A 21050-nucleotide genomic window follows, 5' to 3' on the forward strand; every position below is an offset into this window, starting at 1 on the left:
GTGGTGGCCCCGCCACCGCCCCCGTTCTTTGGCTGCGGGGTGTCGAGCACCCAGCCCCCCACCACCGTTTCCCTGCCGGCGGATGTGGCCATCCTCACCAACATCACCCCGGACCACCTGGACCGCTACCCGAGCTATGCGGATTACGCGGCGTCCAAGTTCCGGATCTTTGCCAGCAGCCGGCCGCACTGCCGCGCCATCCTCAGTGCCGGCGATCCCGAGACCCGGGCCCGCGCGGCCTGGTGGCCCGCCGCGCCCTGGCTCTTCGGCCATGATCTGGGCGGCTGGCCCGGCGCCCGCATCGATGGCCGCCGCATCGTCCTGACCCCGGCCGTCACCGGCCGCGAGGAGGTCTACGATCTGGCCGGCACACCCCTGGCCACGGGGCCCAACCCGGCCAATGCCGCCGCCGCCATCCTGGCGGCCCGAGCCCTGGGCTGCCCGCCGGCGGCGGTTTGCCAGGGCCTGGCGGCCTTTGTCCCCCTGGGCCACCGGCTGGGCCTGGTGGCCGAGGTTGCCGGGGTCCGCTACTACGACGATTCCAAGGCCACCAACATCGGCGCGGTGCAGGCCGCCCTGGCCACGTTGGCCGAGCCGGTGGTCCTCATCGCCGGCGGCCGGGGCAAGGGCGGCGACTACCATCTCCTGGACGAGCTGATCCGCCGCCGGGTCAAGGCCCTGGTGCTTGTGGGCGAGGCCCGCTTCGAGATGCGGGCCGCCTGGGAGCATCTGGTGCCGGTGGCCATGGCGACCGATCTGCCGGCGGCGGTGGAGCAGGCCGCTGCCCTGGCCCGGCCGGGGGACGCGGTGCTCCTGTCCCCGGCCTGCGCCAGCTTCGACATGTTTTCCAGCTACAGCCACCGGGGCGAGGTGTTTCGCCAGGCGGTGGCCGGCCTTGTCGCCCGCGCAGAGGGAGAGCCATGCGGGTCCTTTTGACCGGCGGCGGCACCGGCGGCCACCTCTTCTGCGGCATTGCCCTGGCGGAGCGCCTCGCGCAGCGGCAGCCGGCGGCCGAGGTTCTCTTCCTGTGCACGGAGCGGCCCCTGGACGCCGAGGCGCTGGCCCGGGCCGGTCTGCCCCACCAGGCCCTGGCCTGCCGGCCCCTGAAGGGCATGGCGCTCAGGTCGCTGCTGGCAGCGGTCGCCGGCCTGCCGGCGGCGGTCCTCGCGGCCTGGCGGGTCATGCGGGCCTTCGGTCCGGAGGTGGCCGTGGGGGTGGGCGGCTATGTCACCGGGCCGGTGCTGGTGGCGGCCCGGCTGGCCGGCATCCCCACCGCCATCCACGAGCAGAACGCGGTGCCGGGCCTGACCAACCGCTGGCTGGGCCGCCTGGTGGACCGGATCTTCGTCTCCCTGCCGGGCAGCGAGCGCCAGTTCGCCGCTGGCCGCACCCTCCTGACCGGCAATCCGGTGCGGCCGGCCCTGATCGCCGCTGCCGGCCAGCCGCGGGAAAAGGCCCCGGGGGCCACCCTCCTGGTCCTGGGCGGCAGCCAGGGGGCGACCCGGGTCAACGAGCTGGTGGTGGCGGCCTTGCGCCTCGGTCGCCAGGAGCTGCCGCCGGGCTTTCGCCTCATCCACGGCACGGGCCAGGCGGACCTGTCCCGGGTGCGGGCCGCCTACGCTGATCTCGGGGTGAGCGCCCGGGTGGAGGCCTTCTTCACCGACATGGCCGAGGTGTACCGGCAGGCGGATCTGCTGATCTGCCGGGCCGGCGCCACCACCCTTGCCGAGATCACGTTGTTCGGGCTGCCGGCGCTGTTCATTCCATACCCTTACGCCGCCGACGACCACCAGACCAGGAACGCCCGGCTGGTGGCCGGCGCCGGCGGCGGGCTGGTGCTGCCTCAGGCGGAGCTGACCCCGGAGCGGCTGGCCGAGGCCCTCCTGGCCCTGCTGCGGGAGCCGGCCCGCCTGGCGGCCATGGGCCGGGCCACCGGGTCCCTGGCCAGACCGGAGGCGGCAGACACCATTCTCGATGCCTGCCAGGAGCTGGCTGCCCAGCGGATGACGACTCGGCGGGCATCCCATCATTCCCGGAGCTCTCATCATTCCCCTGAGAATCATGAGAGTTATGGGAATCAGGGGAATCATGGGATCAAGCCGACCGCGGCAGAAAGACTGGGCAAAGACCGCAACCGAGCCCCCCGCTCGTAGCCAGAGGCTATCTGTGCATCGACGCATCCAGCAGATCCATTTCGTGGGCATTGGCGGCATCGGTATGAGCGGCATCGCCGAGGTGCTCCTCAACCTGGGCTACCGGGTATCCGGCTCCGATCTGCGGCAGACCGAGATCACCCGCCGGCTGGCCGGCCTGGGCGCGGTGATCAGCCAGGGCCACCACGGCGAGGCGGTGGCCGGGGCCGATGTCGTGGTGGTGAGCTCGGCGGTGCGGCCGGACAATCCGGAGGTGCAGGCCGCCCGGGCCGTCCACATCCCGGTGATCCGCCGGGCGGAGATGCTGGCCGAGCTCATGCGCCTGAAACGCTGCGGCATCGCCATTGCCGGCAGCCATGGCAAGACCACCACCACCTCCCTGGTGGCCTGGATCCTGGCCGAGGCGGGACTCGATCCCACGGTCATCATCGGCGGCAAGCTCAACAGCCTGGGCACCAACGCGGTTCTCGGCCAGGGGGACTACCTGGTGGCCGAGGCGGACGAAAGCGACGGCTCCTTCCTGAAGCTGGTGCCTATGGTGGTGGCGGTCACCAATGTCGACCGGGAGCACCTGGACCACTACCCCAACCTGGAGGCGATCAAGGAGGCCTTCATCCAGTTCGTGAACGGCATCCCCTTCTACGGCGCTGCGGTCCTGTGCCTCGATGACGCCAACACCGCGGATCTCCTGCCCCGGGCGGAAAAGCGGGTGATCACCTACGGCACCAGCGCCCAGGCCGAGCTCCATGCCGCAGGCATCGTTGCCGCCGGCTACGGCTCGACCTTTGAGGTCTGGCACCGGGAGGAGCGTCTGGGGCAGGTGGCGCTGGCCCTGCCCGGCCGCCACAACGTGCTCAATGCCCTGGCAGCCATCGCCATCGGCCGGGAGCTGGAGATCCCCTTCACCACGATCGCGGCGGCCCTGGCCACCTTTGCCGGTGTGCAGCGGCGGCTGCAGGTCAAGGGCGAAACGGCCGGGGTGCTGGTGGTGGACGACTACGGTCACCACCCCACCGAGATCAAGGCCACCCTGGCGGCCGTCCGTCTGGCCTGGCCCGGCCGCCGGCTGGTGGTCCTCTTTCAGCCGCACCGCTACACCCGCACCGCCGCCCTGTTCAACGAGTTCGCCAACGCCTTCCACGAGGCGGATCAGCTGGTGCTGACCGAGATCTACCCGGCCTCCGAGGCGCCGATCCCGGGAGTGACCGCTGCTGGCCTCGCCCAGGCGATCCACGAGCACGGCCACCGGAGCGTCGCGGTGCAACCGGATCTTGGCGGCCTGGCCGCCGCTGTTCTGCCCCAGCTGGCGGCAGGGGATCTGGTGCTGACCCTGGGCGCCGGCAGCATCTGGCGTTGCGGCGAGGAGCTGCTGGCGCTCCTGGCGACCCGGGACGGTGGCGGCACGCCATGCTGATGGCCCGCGCTACCGTTGCCACTGTTCTCGATGCGGCCAGGCGCCAGGATCTGGTGGCCCAGGGCTTCGGCCGCCTGCTCATGGGCTTTCCCCTGGCCCGGTTGACCAGCCTGCGGGTGGGCGGGCCGGCCGAGGCCCTGCTCTTCCCGGCCTCCTTGGGCGCCCTGGCCGCGGCCCTGGCCTGGTGCCGGCGCCATGCCGTACCCTGGCAGATCCTGGGCCGGGGCACCAACGTGCTGGTGGCGGATCAGGGGCTGGCCGGCCTGTCCCTGGTGCTGGGCCGGCGCCTGGGGGGGATTCACCTGGTGGGTGCCGGCGGCGGCCAGGCCCTGGTGCAGGTGGGGGCGGGCTGCAGCCTGGCCCGGCTGGTCGCCTGGACCGCGAGCCAGGGCCTGGCCGGCCTGGAATGGGCGGCGGGTATTCCCGGCAGCGTCGGCGGCGCCGTGGCCATGAACGCTGGCGCCTGGGGCAAGGAGATGAGCGAGGTCCTGGCTGAGGTCCTTCTGGCCGACGCCGGCGGCGGCGCGGTGGGCCGGCTGGCCGCCGGCCGGCTGGCCTTCGCCTACCGCCGGACCAGGCTGCCGGCCGGTGCCGTGGTGGGCGGCGCCCTCATCCGCCTGCGGCCGGACGAGCCGGCGGCCATCGCCGCCCGGCTTGGCCAGGTGCGGCGGCAGCGGCAGGAGCGGCAGCCCCAGGATCTGCCCTCGGCGGGCTCCTTCTTCAAGAATCCGCCCGGCCAGGCGGCAGGCCGCCTCATCGAGGCAGCGGGTCTCAAGGGGCGATGCCAGGGCGGGGCCCAGGTTTCACCCCGGCACGCCAATTTTCTGGTCAACACCGGCCACGCCCAGGCCCAGGACTTCCTGGACCTCATGACCTTCATCCAGGCCACTGTCCTCAAAGCAAGCGGGGTCTGGCTGGAGCCGGAGGTGCGGATCCTGGGCTGGGCCACGGACAAGGAGGAAGATCGATGAGGCACAGCAGCCAAAGCTGGAGCGGACGGCGGCCGCGGCCCCTGCCGTCCCGGCACGCGGATTCCGGCCTCGGCCGCCTGACCCTCCTGGGCGCGGGACTGGTCGCCCTGGTGCTGGCCCTGGTGCTGGCAGGTCTGGCCGGCGTCGGCTTTCTCGGCCGCTCGGACTTTTTCCAGATCACCGCGGTGGAGATCGACGGCCTCCGGCACGCCACCAAGGGGGAGGTGCTGGGACTGGCCGGCCTCAATGTCCATTCCAATCTCTTCACCGTGAAGCCGCGGCGTCTCAAGGCCGCCATCGCCCGCCACCCCTGGATCCGCGCCGTGCAGATCCGGCGTCACTGGCCGAACCGCCTGGCGATCGCGGTGACCGAGCGGGAGCCCGTTGCCCTGGTCAATCTGGCCCAAGGGTTGTACTATCTGGACCGGGAGGTGGAGGCCTTTGCACCGGCCTCTCCCCCCGCTGACCTGGATCTGCCGGTCGTCACCGGCCTGGAAGAGGCATCGCGCCAGGATCTCGCCTCTCTGCCTGCCCTGGCCGATGCCCTTCTCGTTCTGCGCCAGACCGAGCGGGACAGTACCGGCGTACCGAAGCAGAATCTGTCCGAGATCCATGTCGAGGCCGGCGGTGGCCTGCGGCTCTACCTGGTGGACCGACCCTTCCCCATCATCCTGGCCGCCGGGCGGGTCAAGGAGCAGTACGACAAGCTTGCGCGGGTGCTGTACGGACTGTACAAGAAGAACGAGATGCCAGAGGTGGCCTACATCCGGCTCGATCAGTCCGAGGAGCGGGTGATCGTGGGCAAGACCCTGAGCGGGCGGAGCTGATGGTCATGGGACAGCGGGAGCGGGGCGAGCTGATCGTCGGCCTGGATGTTGGCACGACCAAGATCTGTGCCGTGGTCGGTGAGGCCAAGACCACCGGCGTGGACATTATCGGCGTCGGCCTGCACCCCTCGGTGGGGCTCCGCAAGGGGGTGGTGGTCAACATCGAAAGCACCGTGGCCTCCATCCGCAAGGCGGTGGAGGAGGCGGAGCTCATGGCCGGCTGCGAGATCTCCTCGGTCTATGTGGGCATCGCCGGCTCCCACGTCAAGGGACTCAATTCCGATGGCATGATCGCGGTCAAGGATCGGGTGATCCGCCAGGCGGACATCGATCGGGTGGTGGAGCAGGCCCAGGCCCTGTCCATCCCCCTGGATCGGGAGGTCATCCACATCCTGCCCCAGGAGTTTGTCCTGGACGGCCAGGGCGGCATCCAGAACCCCCTGGGCATGACGGGGGTCCGGCTGGAGGCCCGGGTGCACATCGTGACCGGTGCCGTCACCGCGGCCCACAACCTCATCAAATGCTGCAACCAGGCCGGCCTCGACGTCAGCGACATCGTGCTCGAGTCCCTGGCCTCAGCGGCGGCGGTGCTGACGCCGGAGGAGATGGAGTTCGGGGTCGCCCTCCTGGACATCGGCGGCGGCACCTCGGATCTGGCCATCTTCCACGGTGACGCCATCAAGCACACCTTTGTCCTCGGTCTGGGGGGCAACAACCTGACCAATGACCTGGCGGTAGGGCTGCGTACCCCCATCAACGAGGCAGAGCGGCTCAAGATCAACTTCGGCTCGGCCCTGGCCTCCCTGGTGGAGAAGGACCGCTCGGTGGAGGTGCCCTCGGTGGGCAACCGCAAGCCCCGGGTGCTGTCCCAGAAGGTCCTGGGGGACATCCTGGAGCCCCGGGTGGAGGAGATCATCACCATCGTCGACCAGGAGATGGTGAAGGCCAACTGCAAGGGCCTCGTGACCTCCGGTGTGGTGCTCACCGGCGGCACCTCCCAGACCCGGCACATCGTCGAGATCGCCGAGCAGATCTTCGACCTGCCGGTGCGGGTGGGCACGCCCCGGGAGATCGGTGGCCTCAAGGGGATCGTTGACAGCCCGGCCTACGCCACGGCCGTGGGGCTGGTGCTCTATGGCACCCGCCATGAAGGCGGCCGCAAGTTCCGGATCCGGGACGAGAAGATCTTCGGCCGGGTGGCCGGAAGGATGAAGCGCTGGTTCGGCTCGCTCATGTCCTCGTGACCAGACCTCCTGGGCACGGGTCAGGCCGGGCCAGCGGGTGCGGTCCGGCAGAGGAAAGAAGCCTCACGGTATTTCCGAGGAGAGAAGACATGGTCTTCATGCTGGCGGAAAGCGAATCTCTGGCCAAGATCAAGGTGATCGGCATCGGCGGCGCCGGCGGCAATGCTGTCAACACCATGGTGGACGGCCGTCTGAGCGGGGTGGAGTTCATCGCCGCCAACACCGATCTCCAGGCTTTGGAGCATTCCAAGGCCGACATCAAGCTCCAGCTGGGGCCGTCCGTCACCCGGGGCCTGGGGGCGGGCGCCAACCCCCGGAAGGGCCAGGAGGCGGCCGAGGAGAGCGCCGAGGACATCCGCCGCGCCCTGGATGGCGCGGACATGGTTTTTGTCACCGCCGGCCTGGGCGGCGGCACCGGCACCGGTGGTGCGCCGGTGGTCGCCCGCATCGCCAAGGAGCTGGGGGCCCTGACCGTGGCCGTGGTCACCAAGCCCTTCCGCTTCGAAGGCAAGAACCGCATGAATCAGGCCCTGGCTGGCTGGGCGGCCCTGAAGGAGCATGTGGATACCATCATCACCATCCCCAACGACCGGCTCCTGGGGCTGACCCAGAAGAACACCCCCTTTGCCGAGATGCTGCACCGGGCCGACACCGTGCTCCTGCATGCGGTCAAAGGCATCGCCGACCTCATCAACAAGCCTGGCTACATCAACCTCGACTTCGCGGACGTGCGGGCGGTGATGAACCAGATGGGGCTGGCCCTCATGGGCACGGGCGTGGCGGTGGGGGAGAACCGGGCGATGGAGGCGTCCACCATGGCCATCAACAGCCCGCTTCTGGAGGACATCAACATCTCCGGCGCCCGGGGCGTGATCATCAACATCTGCTGCAGCCGCAACACCCTGACCATGACCGAGGTGGATCAGGCCTCCACCCGCATCCAGGAGGAGGCCCACGAGGAGGCCAACATCATCTTCGGCGTGGTTTACGACGACGAGCTGGGGGACGAGATGCGGGTGACGGTGATCGCCACCGGCATCGGCGTGCCGGTGGAGGTGCCGAAGCGGCCGGAAGTGGTGGCCCGGATCCAGCCCGTGGTGGCCCCGGAGGGGATGCGGGCGGCCAGTCGGCCGCTGGCCGGACCGGTGGCCCCGGCGGCCCCGGGGCTGCCGCCTGCACCGGCGCCGGTCCAGCCCGCCACCGCGGTGCCACCGCGGCGGCGCAGCTGGCGGCTGGGCGACTTCTCGGAAGAGGAGCTGGAGATCCCGGCCTTCCTGCGCCGCAACGAGAACTGATCGGCGCTTGCCGGCGGCCGGCCGCGCCTGCCGCCCTTCCCCTGCCATGGCCGCCCGACGCCGCGCCCCTGCCCCCACCGGCCCGCCCGCCGAGAGCGGGGCGGTGCGCAAGCGCTGGACCGGCCGGCTGCCAGTGGCACTGGTCTATCCCAACCAGTACACCCTGGGCATGTCCAGTCTTGGCTTTCAGCTGGTCTATGCCCTGGCCAACGAGCTGCCAGAGGTGGCCTGCGAGCGGGTCTTCCTGCCGGCTGCCGGCCAGCGGCCCCGCTCCGTGGAATCCGGCCGCGAGCTGGCCGAGTTTGCCGTTGTCCTGGTATCCATCTCCTTCGAGCAGGATCTTCCGAACCTGGTGCGCCTCCTGGCGGCGGCCGGGCTGCCGCCTCTGGCCCGGGAGCGCCAGGACCGGGCCTGGCCCCTGGTGGTGGCCGGCGGTGTCGCCACCTTCATCAACCCCGAGCCCCTGGCGCCCTTCGTGGACCTCATGCTCCTGGGGGAAGCGGAGGCCCTGCTGCCGTCCTTCTTCGCCCAGCTCCTGGCCGCCGGCAATGCCGGCCGGGAGGCCCTCGTCTTCCGCCTGGCCCAGGAGCTGCCCGGCTGCTACGCGCCCCGGTTCTATCAGCCCCGCACCGATTCGGACGGTACCTTCCTGGGCTTCGAGGTGACGGCCGGTCTGCCGGCCCAGGTGCAGCGGCAGACCAGCCCAGCGCCGGCAACCGCCGGCCATTCCCGGCTGTTCAGCCCGGAGGCGGCCTTTGCCAACATGTATGCCGTGGAGCTGGGCCGGGGCTGCAGCCGGGGCTGCCGCTTCTGTGCCGCCGGCTTCGTTTACCGGCCGCCGCGGCCCTGGCCGAGTCCGGCCATCGCCGCGGCCCTGGCCGCCCGGCCGCCGGAAATCGTCCGTCTGGGCCTTCTGGGCATGGAGATGATCCCGGCCGCCGAGCTGGCAACGCTGGCCGGTGCGCTGGCAGGGACCGGCTGCCGGCTGTCCTTCTCTTCTCTGCGTGCCGACGCCTTGTCGCCGGCCCTCCTGGATCTGGTGGCGGCCGGCCAGGCCAAGACCGTGGCCATTGCCCCGGACGCCGCCTCGGAGCGGCTGCGGCGGGTGATCAACAAGGGGCTGGCCGCCGCCGACATCCTGGCCGCTGCCGAAGCCCTGGCCGACCGGGGTGTTCGTTCCCTGAAGCTCTATCTCATGATCGGGCTGCCCACCGAGACCGAGGAAGACCTGAGGGAGTGGCTGGATCTGGTGCGGCAGCTGCGGGAACGGCTTTTGGCCGTGGGCCGGCGCCGGGGCCGGATGACCACCCTGGTCCTGTCCGTCAACCCCTTCGTGCCCAAGGCCTGGACGCCTTTCCAATGGGAGGCCATGGCGCCGCCGCCGGTGCTCCGCCAGCGGCTGGCCTGGCTGCGGCAGCATCTGGCCGGCCTGGGCAACCTGCGCCTGGATGCCGAAACGCCGGCCTCCTGCCTTCTGCAAGGGGTGCTGGCCCGGGCCGACCGGCGGCTGGGGGAGGCGATCGCCCTGGGCATGGACCGGCCCGGCGGCTGGCGCCGGGCCTGCCAGGAGGCAGGACTGTCACCGGCCGCCGCGGCCCTTAGGGAGCGGGGCGAAGATGAGGCCTTCCCCTGGGAGGTGGTACGCCAGGGGGTGAGCCGCCAGTATCTGTGGGCCGAGCGGCAGCGGGCCCGGGCCGGCCAGGCGACCCCGCCCTGCCAGCCCGCCCGCTGCCGGGCCTGTGGGGTGTGCCGTGAAGGCTGAGCGCGGTCCGGCCGGGGACATCCAGCCCTTCCAGCTGGTGAAGTTCTTCTCCTACACCAGCCTGGTGGTGATCCTCGCCTGCACCCTGCTCCTGTCCTGGGTGATCTCCAACCGGGCCCGGGACATGCTCATGGAGCGGAGCGAGGCGTACGCCCACCTCTTTGCCGAGAACCTGAGCCACCAGGTCTTCCAGCAGTTCGTGCTGCCCACGGTGCTCCGCTACGGCCGCATCGCGCTGAGCCAGCCGGTGCAGTTCGAGCGGCTGGATGCCATTGTCCGCAGCATCACCCACGGCCTCAAGATCGAGGCGGTGTCCATCTTCGACGCCCAGGAGAACATCGTCTCCTACAGCACCCTGCCGGAGCTGGTCGGCATGCGGGATCTGGGGGGCGAGCACTACCGGCAGGCCCTGGCCGGCCACACCAGCTCGGAGCTGGTGATGGAAGGGGACGTCTCCAGCCGGCTGCCCGGGCAAGCCCCCATCCGCGGCCGGCTCCTGACCTACATCCCGTTCCGGCAGGAAAAAGAGCTGGGGGAGAACACCGGCCCGGTCATGGGAGTCATCCAGATCGAGCAGGACTTGTCCGAGGATCTGGAGGCGATCAGCAGCTTCCAGGGCCGGGTGATTGGCGCCTCCCTGGTGTTCATGGCGGTTCTCTTCGGCGTGCTGCGGCTGATTGTCGCCCGGGCCGACCGGATCATCGAGGAGCGGGCCCGGGTGCAGCGCCGTCTGGAAGAGAAGCTCCATGACGCCGAGCGGCTGGCCGCACTGGGCAAGATGGTGGCAGCGGTCTCCCACGAGATCAAGAACCCCCTGGGCATCGTCCGCAGCACCGCCGAGATCCTGGGCAAGCGTCTGGCAGCGGTGGCACCGGAGAACAACCACCTGGCCGGCATCATCATCGACGAGACCAGCCGTCTCGACGGCATCGTCCGGGAGTTTCTGGATTTTGCCCGGCCGCAGACGCCGAAGATCGGCCCCTGCGCAGTGAACAGCCTCCTGGAGAAGGCCCTGCGTCTGGTGGCCCCGGAGTGCCAACGCCAGGGGATCGGCGTGGAGACCGACCTTGATCCCGCAGCCTCCCAGGTGGGTGCCGACGAGCAGCTCCTCTACCGGGCGGTGCTGAACATCCTGGTCAACGCCATCCAGTCCATGCCTGAGGGTGGCACCCTCACGGTCCGCACCAGCCGCAGCCGGGACCAGGGGGTGGTGGTGACGGTAGCGGATACCGGGGTCGGCATCGCCCCGGACAAGCTGGAGCAGATCTTTCAGCCCTTCTACACCGACAAGAACAAAGGCACCGGCCTGGGCCTGGCCATCGTCCGCAACATCCTGGACGCCCATGGTGGCCGGGTGGAGGTGGACAGCGTTCCCGGGGCCGGCACCGTCATGCGCCTGGTGCTGCCGTAGCCGTGCGGCCCACCGCCGGGTATCCCAGAGGTCGCACAGGTCTATAGGTCCTCTACGACCTGCAGGTCCTATGGACCGTACGCCCCATGCCCCCCCAAAAAGGCCAAGCCGGCCAGCCTTCTTCAGGCTGGCCGGCTTGGCGACGCGGCAATTCAAGAAGGGTGGCTCAGGCGTCCAGGTCGGTGTCCAGCCGCAGGAGAAGCTGGCGACCGGGCTGCAGGCGATCGTCGGTGAGGTGGTTCCAGGCCTTGATGGCCTCCGGGCTCACCCCGTAACGGCGGGCGATGCTGGACAAGGTGTCGCCACCCTGCACCCGGTGATAGGTCACCCGGGCCTCGGCCTTGGCCAGCTGCATCGGCTTGCCCTTCTTGCGCTCGGCCTGCAGGGAACGGCCCTTGACCTTGCGTCCCTCGCTGGCGGTACGGACCGCCGGCGCTGCCTTGGCGGTGGCCTTCTTGGCTGGCGCCGGCTCTTCCTCCGCCTGCAGGCGTACGGTCAGCTCCTGGCCGATCTGCAGGCGGGAGGGATTGACTTGCCGGTTCCAGGCCAAGAGGTCCTCGAGGCGCACCCCGTAGCGCTTGGCCAGGTTGGAGAAGTTGTCCCCGGACTGCACCCGGTGGACGACCGGCTCGCCGGCCGGCCGGCTGGCGGGCCGGCGAGCCGTTTCGGCGGACGCCAGCTCGAAGCCGTACTGGGGATAGGGGATGCGCAGGCTCATCCCCGGCCGCAGCCGCTCGGAGCGGATCCGGTTGGCCTTGAGCAGGGCGGTGCGGGTGATGCCGTAGCGGCTGCAGACATCGGCCAGGTCCTCGTCCTTCCCGACCACGTGGGTTTTGTAGGCGGTGGTGACCGTGGTCCGCACCCGGTCCAGGCTGGCCAGGATCGTCTCGCCGCTGCCGGCCGGCACCCGCAGCTGGTAGGAGGGCTGATTCGGCGGGGTGACGGCCCGGCGCAGCTCCGGGTTGAGCTCGGCCAGCAGACGGTCTTCCAGGCCGCCGGCCGCCGCCACCGCCTTCAGGCCGGTGAGCCGGGGCACACTGATGGTCTCGAAGGCCAGGGCCGCTTCAGGCACCACATCCGCAAACCCGAAGGCCTCCGGGTTGCGGGCAATGATGATGGCAGCGATGAGCTTGGGGACATAGAGCTTGGTCTCTGGCTTCAGATAGGGCGTCTCGGCCAGGGCCCAGAAGTCGGTGGTCCCGCACGCCTTGAGGGCCCGGTCCATGGTGCCCGGCCCGGCATTGTACGCGGCCACCGCCAGGTACCAGGAATCGTATGCCTCATGGAGCTCCCGCAGGAAGGCCAGGGCCGCCCGGGTCGCCTTTTCGGGATGCCGCCGCTCGTCCAGGTGGCTGTTCACGGTCAGGCCGTGGGTGGTGGCGGTGCCGGCCATGAACTGCCACATGCCGACGGCCCCGGCTGGCGACAGGGCGGTGGGTACGTAGCCGCTCTCGATCATGGCCAGGTAGGCCAGGTCCTGGGGCAGGCCGGCGGCGGCCAGCTCGGCCCGGATCATGGGCAGGTAGCGGCCGGCTCGGGCCAGCCAGCGGCCGAAGGTCTTGCGCTGGCCGTTCTGGAACAGGTCCAGGTAGAAGAGCACCTGCTGGTTGACGACGACCGGAAAGTCGTAGGAGGCGGTCGGCCCGGGCAGAGGCGCTTCCCCCACGTCCCAGGAGCCCAGGGCCTCCAGGGCCGCCAGCTCCGGGCCGACCGTGGCCTCAGGCTCCACCGGGGTGTAGGGCTCTTCCTCGGCCGCGGCCCAGTCCTCGGCGGGCCAGAGAAAAGGCTCCCCGTCCTGATTGACGCAGGCGGTGCTGGGATCGGTGGCGTCGGCGGGATCGGTGATGTCCTGGCTGGCGAGGTCGGCAGGCTCGATCCCTCGCTGGAGGCCTTGCTGGGCAGTCGGGCCGCAGCCGCTGACCAGCAGCAGGGCCAAAAGAAAGAGGATCAGTCGGGGGCAGGGGTCCAGAAAGGGGGGTCGGGTCATGGGCAGAGGCCTCCCGGGGGGGTTGGCAAGGGGCCCGGAGCACCAGGGCCATAATCCGCAAGGGACCTTTTACCGGAGTGCGGCCGAAAAGGCAAACAAAAAAAGGCCGCCCGGGCCGGAGGTGCCCCTGGGGCGGGAGATGGCCGCGGCCGCAGGCCGCACGCCTACCGCAACAGCTGCCGGAAATCCTCGATCTCCTGGCGCAGGCTGGCGACCTCCTCCCGGAGCGCCGCCACTTCTGCCGACAGGCCGGACAGCGACAGGCCGGGCGGGGTACTGCCCATCGCCGGCCCTGCCGCGGGCTCGCTCTCCTGGCCGCCCAGGAGATGGCGGCAGCGGGCCTCCTTTTGACCAGGCTGCCGGGCGAGCCGTGCCACCATCCCCCCCTCCACCAGCCCACTCAAGACCTCCTCCACCTCCTCGCTGCTGGCGAAGGTATGGAGCCGGTCGGTGCGCTGGCGGATCTCGCCCACGGTCTGGGGCCCCCGCAGAAGGAGCACCGCCAGCACCGCCTTCTCCCGGTTGACGAGCTGGCCCTTACCCCCCAGGTTCTCGCCAAAGCGGCTCACCCGGCCGGCGTCACTCTGCCAGACCAGCTGCCGGTCCTTGAGGCGGCTCACAGCTTCCTGCACCGTGGCCTCGTCATAGCTCACCACCGGCTCCCGGCTGGTCTTCTGGTTGCATGCCGCCAGAAGCGCGGCCAGGGACAAGGGATAATAGTCCGGAGTAGCCAGCTCCTTTTCCAGAAGACAGCCCAGAACCCGCAGCTCAGCAGGGTCGAGATCAGTAGGCATGGTGCGGCTCCTTCTCGTAAGATAGGGGAACGGTTGCCGGTCAGGTCTGCCGAGGGCTATTGTGCAGCCAGGCCGCCCGGTATGCAAGCGCAACCGGCCGCCCGCCGGCAGGTCGGCCTGCGGCCCGTGTCTTGCACCTCGCTTCCGGAAAAGAAGCCCCTTTGACTTGGGTCAAGGTGGCAGGCGCTGCCATCGGGTAGCCTGGGCTTACGAAACGGGCAGCAAGCCCATCCGGCCCACCGGCCTCATCCAGAACGACAAGCGGAGGAGAAAGACGATGTTTTGCTACCAGTGTGAACAGACAGCCAAGGGTAAGGCCTGCGACATGACCATGGGGGTGTGCGGCAAGACCAGCGAGGTGGCGGCCCTGCAGGACCTCCTGGTCCACGCCCTCCAGGGCCTGGGTGCCTGTGCCGCCGAGGCCAGACGCCTGGGCATCGTGGACCGGCCGGCGAACAGCTTCTTCGTCAAGGCGCTCTTTTCCACCCTCACCAACGTCGACTTCGACCCGGAGCGCTTCCTGCCGCTCATCCGCCAGGCCGTCGCCCTGCGGGAGGAGCTGCGGTCCAGGATCCGCGCCGCGGGTGGCCAGGCCGATCTGGCCGGCCCGGCGGCTTCCTTCACCCCGGGGGCCAGCCTGGCGGAGCTGGTGGCCCAGGGCGAGGCGGTGGGCCTGCCCGGCCGGGGCGAGGCCGCGGATCTCACCTCCCTCAAGCACATCACCCTTTTTGGCATGAAGGGGGTGGCCGCTTACGCCGACCACGCCCAGATCCTGGGCCAGGAGGATGACGCGGTCTTCGCGTTTCTTGAGGAGACCATGGCGGATCTGGGCCGCACCGATCTGGCGGCCAGCGACTGGATCAACCGGGCCTTGACCTGCGGTGCCGTGAACCTCAGGGCCATGGAGCTCCTGGACGCCGGCAACACCGGCACCTACGGCCATCCGCAGCCCACTGCCGTGCCCCTGGGCCACAAGGCCGGCCACGCCCTCCTGGTGTCGGGCCACGACTTGGCCGATCTGGAGGCGATCCTGGAGCAGACCGCCGGCAAGGGCATCCACGTCTACACCCACGGCGAGATGCTGCCCACCCACGGCTATCCCGGTCTGAAGAAGCATCCCCATTTCTACGGCCACTACGGCACCGCCTGGCAGAACCAGGCCAAGGAGTTCGATGCCTTCCCCGGCGCCATTGTCATGACCACCAACTGCATGCAGCGGCCCCGGGAGAGCTACCAGGATCGGATCTTCACCGCTGGCCTGGTGGGCTGGCCCGGGGTAGCCCATATCACCGGCCGCGATTTCGGGCCAGCCATCGCTCGCAGTCTGGCCAGCCCGGGCTTTCCTGCGGACGAGGACCGGGGCACGGTGAACGTCGGCTTTGCCCGCCAGACGGTGCTGGGGGTGGCCGGCCAGGTGATCCAGGCGGTGAAGGACCGGGCCATCCGCCACTTCTTCCTGGTGGCTGGCTGCGATGGCGCCAAGCCTGGTCGCAACTACTACACCGAGTTTGTGGAGAAGGTGCCGGCGGACTGCGTGGTGCTGACCCTGGCCTGCGGCAAGTTCCGTTTCTTCGACAAGAAGCTCGGGGAGATCGGCGGCATCCCGCGGCTTCTGGATGTCGGCCAGTGCAACGACGCCTACTCGGCCATCCAGATCGCCTCTGCCCTGGCCGGGGCCTTCGGCTGCGGGGTCAACGACCTGCCCTTGTCCCTGGTCCTGTCGTGGTACGAGCAAAAGGCGGTGGCCATCCTGCTCACCCTCTTCCACCTGGGGATCAAGAACATCCGGCTGGGCCCCAGCCTGCCGGCCTTCGTCTCCCCAGGGGTGCTCAAGGTTCTGGTGGACACCTTTGCCGTAAAGCCGATCTCCACCCCGGAGGCGGACTTGGCGGCCATCCTCGGCTAGACCATGCGCGCGGGGCGGGGTCTTTCTGCTCCCCGCCCCGCCATCCAGGAGAAAACAGCCATGCAGTGCCCAGGACAGGACAGCCGGTACTGGACCGGCGAGGCGATCTTCGAGGCGGCCTGCGACCAGTGCGGTGGCCTGGTGGAGCTCTTCAAGGACGAGGCCACCCACACCTGCCGCGGCTGCGGCCACCGGGTCCTCAACCCGCGGATGGACTTCGGCTGTGCGGAATACTGCCCCTACGCCACCCAGTGTCTGGGGGAGCTGCCACCCAGCCTGGTCGCCAAGCGCCAGGAGGCGATCCGCGACCGGGTGGCGGTGGAGATGAAGCGCTATTTTGGCACCGATTTCCGCCGCATCGGCCATGCCACCCGGGTGACCCGCCATGCCGAGGAGATCGGCCGGGCCATCGGCGCCAACCCGGCCGTGGTGGCCATCGCCGGCTATCTGCACGATATCGGCATCCACGAGGCCGAGCGGCGCCACGGCAGCACCGCGGCCCGCTACCAGCATCTGGAAGGGCCGCCCATCGCCCGCCGGATCCTGGAGGGTCTGGGTGCTGCTCCTGGTCTGGTGGATGAGGTCTGCGACATCGTCGGCCACCACCACCACCCCCGGCCCGAGGAGACCAGGAACTTCCAGGCCGTCTACGACGCTGATCTCATCGTCAATCTGGAGGAGAAGAAGGCCGAGCTGGGAGCAGGCTTCCGGCTGCCGGACCTGGAGCGCATCTTTCTCACCGGCCCTGGCCGCGAGCTGGGACGCCGGATCCTGACCGACTCGGAAGCGGGCGGCCGGACCGTGGAGGCATGATCATGCAGGTAGCAAGGAAGATCATCGAGATCAACGAGGAGCTGTGCAACGGCTGCGGCCAGTGTGTGCCTTCCTGCGCCGAGGGCGCCATCGAGATCCGGGACGGCAAGGCGCATCTGGTGGCGGAGCGGTTCTGCGACGGCCTTGGCGCCTGCCTGGGGGAGTGCCCCACCGGCGCGTTGCGCATCATTGAGCGGCTGGCGGAGGACTTCGACGAGGCGGCGGTGCACAGCCATCTGGCGGCCAGGAAGGCCCTGGAGGCGCCGCCTTTGGCCTGTGCCTGTCCGGGCAGCCAGCTGCGCGCCTTCACCCCCCAGCCGTCGCCAGGCCCAGCAACGGCCGGCAGCGCCTCGACCCTGGGCCAGTGGCCGGTGCAGATCCGGCTGGTGCCGCCCAAGGCGCCCTTTTTGGCCGGCAGCGATCTGCTCATCACCGCCGACTGCGTGCCCGTGGCCTGCGGCGCCTTCCATCAGGAGTTCCTGGCCGGCCGCCGCATCCTTCTGGGCTGCCCCAAGCTGGACGATCTGGCCAGCTATGAGGAGCGGTTTGTGGAGATCTTCCGCACCGTGCCCCTCAAAAGCGTCACCACGGTGATCATGGAGGTGCCCTGCTGCTCGGGCATGACCGCCGCGGTGCGCCGGGCCCTGTCCCGGGCCGGCAGCGTGCTGCCAGCCCGCGAGGTGGTGATCGGCGTGGATGGCAGCGTCCGCCGGCAGCAGGGCGCTTGAGCTCGATGGCTGTCCTCAGTCGGGCGGAGGCGGTCTTCGATGCCGTGGAGGCGGCGGTGTCCAGCCACCGGGGCCACCGCCTCGCTGGCGCCGCCCTGGTGTCGGGCTTCCTCGCAGCCCTCCTCGCCATCGAGCTGGGCCGCCGGGGCCTGTTGCCGGCTCGTCTCGGCCGCCTGGTGCCCGACAGCCACCTGGCGGCGATCCAGTTTGCCTTCACCCTGCTCCTGGTGCTGGAGGTGGTGGGCCTGATCCTGACCCTGGCCCGGTCCATCTCCACCTCGGTGGGCAAGCAGTTCGAGGTTCTGTCCCTCATCCTCCTGCGGGACGTCTTCAAGGAGCTTGCCCACCTGGAAGAGCCGGTACGCTGGCCGGAGACCGTGCCGCATCTGCCGGCCATGGGCGCTTCGGCGGTGGGCGCCCTGGTGATCTTCGTCACACTGGGCCTCTTTTACCGGGCGCAGTGCCGCAAGCCCATCACCCAGGACCGGGGCGAGCAGACCAGCTTCATCGCCGGCAAGAAGCTCATCGCCCTGGGCCTCCTGGCGGCCTTTGCCGGCATCATGGCCCGGGGCCTGGCGGCGGTCTTGACCGGTGGCCAGGTGCCGGCGACCTTCGAGTCCCTGTACACCCTCCTCATCTTCACCGACGTGCTCCTGGTGCTCCTGGCCATCCGCTACAGCTCCAGCTACCACGTCGCCTTCCGCAACTCCGGCTTTGCCGTGGCCACGGTGATGATCCGGCTGGCGCTCATCGCGCCGCCGGTGGTGGGAGCCGCCCTGGGGGCGGCCACCGCCTTTTTCGCCCTGGCGGTGACCGTGGCCTACAACCGCTTCGCGCCGCTCATGAGCGGCCCGTGCGAGCCGGCCGCCACCCGGCGTCCCTGATGGCGCCGGCGCGGCCGACGCAGGCCCCAGGAAAAACAGGGCGCCGGGGGATGCCCCCCGGCGCCCTTTTCCCTGGCCCAGCGGACCTGGGGGGCCTGCTACTGGTCGTCCTTGGTGGTGTGGCAGGTGAAGCAGCCGCCGGCCGCGGCACCGGCACTGTGGGCGATCATGCCGGAGTAATCCCAGCGCAGCATGTCCTCGTAGGGGCTGGCATGGGCCATGTGGCAGGACAGGCAGGTCACCGCGTCCTGCTCCGGGGCAACCACGGCGCTCATGGCGCCGGGCAGCGAGGTGCGGGCCGGCGGCGCCTCGACGCTGTAAGCGGTGTAGGCGGCGTACTCGCTGCTGGCCCCCAGGCGGTTGATGACCACGTCCGTGGGGTGGCGCCGGAAGGGGGAGGTGATGCCGGGGCCGATGCCCATGGAGTTGCCGCTGCCCACCTCGGAGCCGTTGCTCAAGGGTGACTTCAAGGTGTGGAAGTTGCCGTGGCAGGTGGCGCAAAAGCCGCTGATGGTCTGGCTCTCCGGTCGCACACCGCCGCTGCCGTGGCAGCTGACGCCGCCACCCAGGCAGCGCAACGTCATGGGCTGGGCCGCGCCGTAGTACTCGTTGTGGGTGTTGGCATCGATGTTCTGCCAGCGGTTGAGGACGTTGCCGGCCGCGTTCTCGAAGCCCTTGATGCCGTAGAGGAAGCGGTAGCTGCCGCCCACGGTGGCGGTGGAGTCCGCCGGCGGGTTGCACTGGCCGTCGGCGTTGGCGTGGTGGGCGCCTTTCAGGGCCGGCAGCCCGCTGACCATGGAGGCGTCGAAGTAGCGCTGGCCATGGCAGCCGTTCTGGCCGGCGCAGGTCAGGTTGCCGTCGTTGACGATGTAGCCGTCATGGCCGGTCTGGACGATACCGCCCGGCAGGCCGGCCTGGTTGGGATCCGAGTTGGCGCCAAAGAGATCGATGACGTTGTGGCCCTTGTTGGCAGAGGCTGCGCCCTCACCGGTCTTGGTGCCGTCGATGTAGCCGAAGTTGCCGGCCGCCAGGTCGCCGGCGCCGTCATTGTGGTAGACCTGGGGAAAGTAGCTCACCGTGTCCGGCGAGTAGACCCGTTGGCCACCACCGGTGGCATGGCAGCCGACACAGCCCCCCCTGGTCAGCATGGGGTTGGGGGTGGTGGTGTCATCCAGGGTCATGGGGTTGGCATCCTGGCTGTTGTGCATGGTGTGGCAGTTGGAGCAGATGCCGGTCACCTTGGCCCCGGCATCGGAGGCCGCCGTCACCACCAGGATGGCCGCGGGCAGACTGACCGCCAAGAGACCTGCGAGCTTTTTTGAGGGCTTTGTGACCATGTTCCGTTTCCTCCGTGTTGTGTCAGACGTCGATTTTCGTGCCGTTGTTGGCTGGGGCATCCCACCCGATCTTGGGCTGAATAGGTAATCGATTCCGCCAGGAACGGGAATATGGCGCTGGCACTAAATTACTTGTAAACAGCGGGGCTTAACGACTAAGCCTGGTCTAAGCAGGCCCGGCGCGCTGCCGGAATGGAGCGCCACAGCCAGGCCAGACCGCTCCCGAACAGGTGGTCCTTTGCTGCTATTCCTCCTAAAGGATGGTGCAGAGCAGGGCGGAAGGGGCGGGCGTTGGGCGCCGGTGCAAGCACCCAGGCGTGCCTGGGCGGCGACGGTGATCTCTGCCGGGCTGAGGGGGCGGGGGGAGTCGGAGCGATGAGTCTCGTCAAAGCCCCCGGGTTGGTGACCAAATCCTCCGTCTCCATGCTCGGCGCTGCTCTGATTGATGTTTTGGATGAATCCTCCATTGAGGACCAGCAGCGTGCCACTGGGCGATGGTCACCTCGCCGGACCTGCCGCTGCTGTCAGCATCAGCCGTCGCGGAAGCAGTTTTCAGACCGTAGGTGCCCTGGGCATCAATGGTCACGGTTCCGGCTGCGGCGATCGTGATGCTGCCGGCATCACCGGCCCCGCCGGTGTCGGCTGTTATGAAGCTACGAAGAACCCGGAGGTCGTTTGTTTCGATACGGATGTCCCTGGCACGCCCCTCTCCATGGGAATCGCCGGAAATGACCCCGAAATCCTGAAGCAGAATCCCGGCGCTCCCGGCCGTCACCGCCAGGGCCGCTGGCCGTTTCCGAGAAGAGGCCGGTCCGGGGGCTTCCTTCCCCGTCGATGAGAATCTGGCCAGCCTGCACGTCGATATCGCCCCGCATCCCTTCCGGAGCGTGACGACCGAAAGATCTCCGGCCGCAGGGGGCACCTCCCCAGCGGAGGCCACACTGGCGAGTTCGATCCGGCCCGCCGGCGCCCCCAGGGTGCTCCCGGCAAGTACAATGCCGCCGCCGGTGACGCGACCGATGATGGTGGCGACCGTAGCCGGTCCGCTGAAGGTCGCCGACTCGCCGGCGGCGAGATTGAAGGCGGTGAAGCTGTGAAAGAGGTCGCTGCCGCGCAGACTGCCCAGGTCGGCCGTGATGGCAAAGCTCGGTCCGCCGAGGGCGGCCGCCGGGCCCATGGTGCCATCTGTCACCACTTCGGCGCGGGGGCTGCGGCCGGCAGCAGGAACGCCCCCAGGAGCACGGCGGTCACAGCATGGCGGTGGCGGGACGGGCGTAATCGTGCCATGTCAGTGGAGGAAGGTCTCGTTGTGGCGCTGCTCAGCACTCAAAGTTCCGCGGAGAAGCGCCTCTCCCCGCTGCACCCCAGGCTTGAGCTCGGCATGGATCCTGTCGATCATGTCACTGCGGAGTAGGACCTTTAGCCGATCCTGGAGCAGGAAGAGATCGAGGGGCTGGTCCTGGGCTGGCTGCAGTCGTCCCTCAAAGAAGCCGGGCTGGAAGCGAGCACAGCCTCCCCCCCCGC

Annotated in this window: 18 protein-coding genes; 13 read left to right on the forward strand and 5 right to left on the reverse strand. The window is 69.6% G+C overall.

Annotation, left to right across the window (positions count from 1 at the left end):
* The 9 genes from murD to AB1634_11195 all read left to right on the forward strand — a co-directional run.
* A partial coding sequence (gene murD / locus AB1634_11155) for a UDP-N-acetylmuramoyl-L-alanine--D-glutamate ligase (GenBank protein MEW6220076.1) occupies positions 1-936 on the forward strand: 936 nt, incomplete at its 5' end.
* Positions 921-2153 carry an undecaprenyldiphospho-muramoylpentapeptide beta-N-acetylglucosaminyltransferase gene (gene murG, locus AB1634_11160; GenBank protein ID MEW6220077.1) on the forward strand — a complete coding sequence of 411 codons (1233 nt, stop codon included), beginning with the start codon at positions 921-923 and terminating at the stop codon, positions 2151-2153. The genes murD and murG, both read left to right, overlap by 16 nt.
* A gap of 13 nt (positions 2154-2166) precedes the next feature.
* Positions 2167-3567 (forward strand): UDP-N-acetylmuramate--L-alanine ligase, encoded by a 1401-nt coding sequence (gene murC, locus AB1634_11165; protein ID MEW6220078.1) that lies wholly within the window; start codon positions 2167-2169, stop codon positions 3565-3567.
* Complete coding sequence (murB, locus tag AB1634_11170; GenBank protein ID MEW6220079.1) at positions 3561-4538, forward strand: UDP-N-acetylmuramate dehydrogenase; 978 nt, start codon at positions 3561-3563, stop codon at positions 4536-4538. The genes murC and murB overlap by 7 nt, the downstream gene beginning before the upstream one ends.
* Entirely contained in the window at positions 4535-5365 is an 831-nt protein-coding gene (locus AB1634_11175) for an FtsQ-type POTRA domain-containing protein (GenBank protein MEW6220080.1), read from the forward strand. Before murB ends, AB1634_11175 begins: the two co-directional genes overlap by 4 nt.
* A 5-nt stretch (positions 5366-5370) precedes the next feature.
* A complete protein-coding gene (gene ftsA, locus AB1634_11180; GenBank protein ID MEW6220081.1) occupies positions 5371-6609 on the forward strand; it encodes a cell division protein FtsA in 1239 nt (412 codons plus the stop codon).
* An 89-nt stretch (positions 6610-6698) separates the two neighbouring features.
* On the forward strand, positions 6699-7904 hold the full coding sequence (gene ftsZ / locus AB1634_11185; GenBank protein MEW6220082.1) for a cell division protein FtsZ: 1206 nt from the start codon (positions 6699-6701) through the stop codon (positions 7902-7904).
* Between the two features lie 103 nt (positions 7905-8007).
* Positions 8008-9666, forward strand: a complete 1659-nt coding sequence (locus AB1634_11190; protein ID MEW6220083.1) for a radical SAM protein — start codon at positions 8008-8010, stop codon at positions 9664-9666.
* Positions 9656-11077: an ATP-binding protein gene (locus AB1634_11195; GenBank protein ID MEW6220084.1), complete on the forward strand. Its 1422-nt coding sequence runs from the start codon at positions 9656-9658 to the stop codon at positions 11075-11077. The genes AB1634_11190 and AB1634_11195 overlap by 11 nt, the downstream gene beginning before the upstream one ends.
* Before the next feature lie 166 nt (positions 11078-11243).
* On the opposite strand, the gene AB1634_11200 is transcribed toward AB1634_11195, so the two are convergent.
* Together AB1634_11200 and AB1634_11205 are read right to left on the reverse strand one after the other, a co-directional pair.
* Positions 11244-13064, reverse strand: a complete 1821-nt coding sequence (locus tag AB1634_11200; protein ID MEW6220085.1) for a LysM peptidoglycan-binding domain-containing protein — start codon at positions 13062-13064, stop codon at positions 11244-11246.
* Between the two features lie 164 nt (positions 13065-13228).
* Positions 13229-13858, reverse strand: a complete 630-nt coding sequence (locus tag AB1634_11205) for a DUF480 domain-containing protein (GenBank protein MEW6220086.1) — start codon at positions 13856-13858, stop codon at positions 13229-13231.
* A gap of 277 nt (positions 13859-14135) precedes the next feature.
* Here AB1634_11205 and hcp point away from each other — a divergent pair, with 277 nt between their 5' ends.
* The 4 genes from hcp to AB1634_11225 are packed head-to-tail and all read left to right on the forward strand — an operon-like array spanning position 14136 to position 18189.
* Positions 14136-15764: a hydroxylamine reductase gene (hcp, locus tag AB1634_11210; protein ID MEW6220087.1), complete on the forward strand. Its 1629-nt coding sequence runs from the start codon at positions 14136-14138 to the stop codon at positions 15762-15764.
* A 60-nt stretch (positions 15765-15824) separates the two neighbouring features.
* Complete coding sequence (locus AB1634_11215) at positions 15825-16577, forward strand: HD domain-containing protein (protein ID MEW6220088.1); 753 nt, start codon at positions 15825-15827, stop codon at positions 16575-16577.
* A gap of 2 nt (positions 16578-16579) precedes the next feature.
* On the forward strand, positions 16580-17305 hold the full coding sequence (locus tag AB1634_11220) for a 4Fe-4S binding protein (protein MEW6220089.1): 726 nt from the start codon (positions 16580-16582) through the stop codon (positions 17303-17305).
* A 5-nt stretch (positions 17306-17310) separates the two neighbouring features.
* Positions 17311-18189 carry a hypothetical protein gene (locus AB1634_11225; GenBank protein ID MEW6220090.1) on the forward strand — a complete coding sequence of 293 codons (879 nt, stop codon included), beginning with the start codon at positions 17311-17313 and terminating at the stop codon, positions 18187-18189.
* 98 nt (positions 18190-18287) lie between these two features.
* Here AB1634_11225 and AB1634_11230 read toward each other — a convergent pair whose 3' ends face one another.
* From AB1634_11230 to AB1634_11240, 3 genes are all read right to left on the reverse strand, one after another.
* Positions 18288-19526, reverse strand: coding sequence for a cytochrome c3 family protein (locus tag AB1634_11230; protein MEW6220091.1), 1239 nt, complete (start codon positions 19524-19526; stop codon positions 18288-18290).
* 385 nt (positions 19527-19911) lie between these two features.
* Entirely contained in the window at positions 19912-20703 is a 792-nt protein-coding gene (locus AB1634_11235) for a hypothetical protein (GenBank protein MEW6220092.1), read from the reverse strand.
* A gap of 111 nt (positions 20704-20814) precedes the next feature.
* Positions 20815-21050, reverse strand: a 236-nt coding sequence (locus AB1634_11240) for a hypothetical protein (GenBank protein MEW6220093.1), incomplete at its 5' end; no start/stop codon positions are given.

Source organism: Thermodesulfobacteriota bacterium, assembly GCA_040755095.1.
Classification (GTDB): domain Bacteria; phylum Desulfobacterota; class Desulfobulbia; order Desulfobulbales; family JBFMBH01; genus JBFMBH01.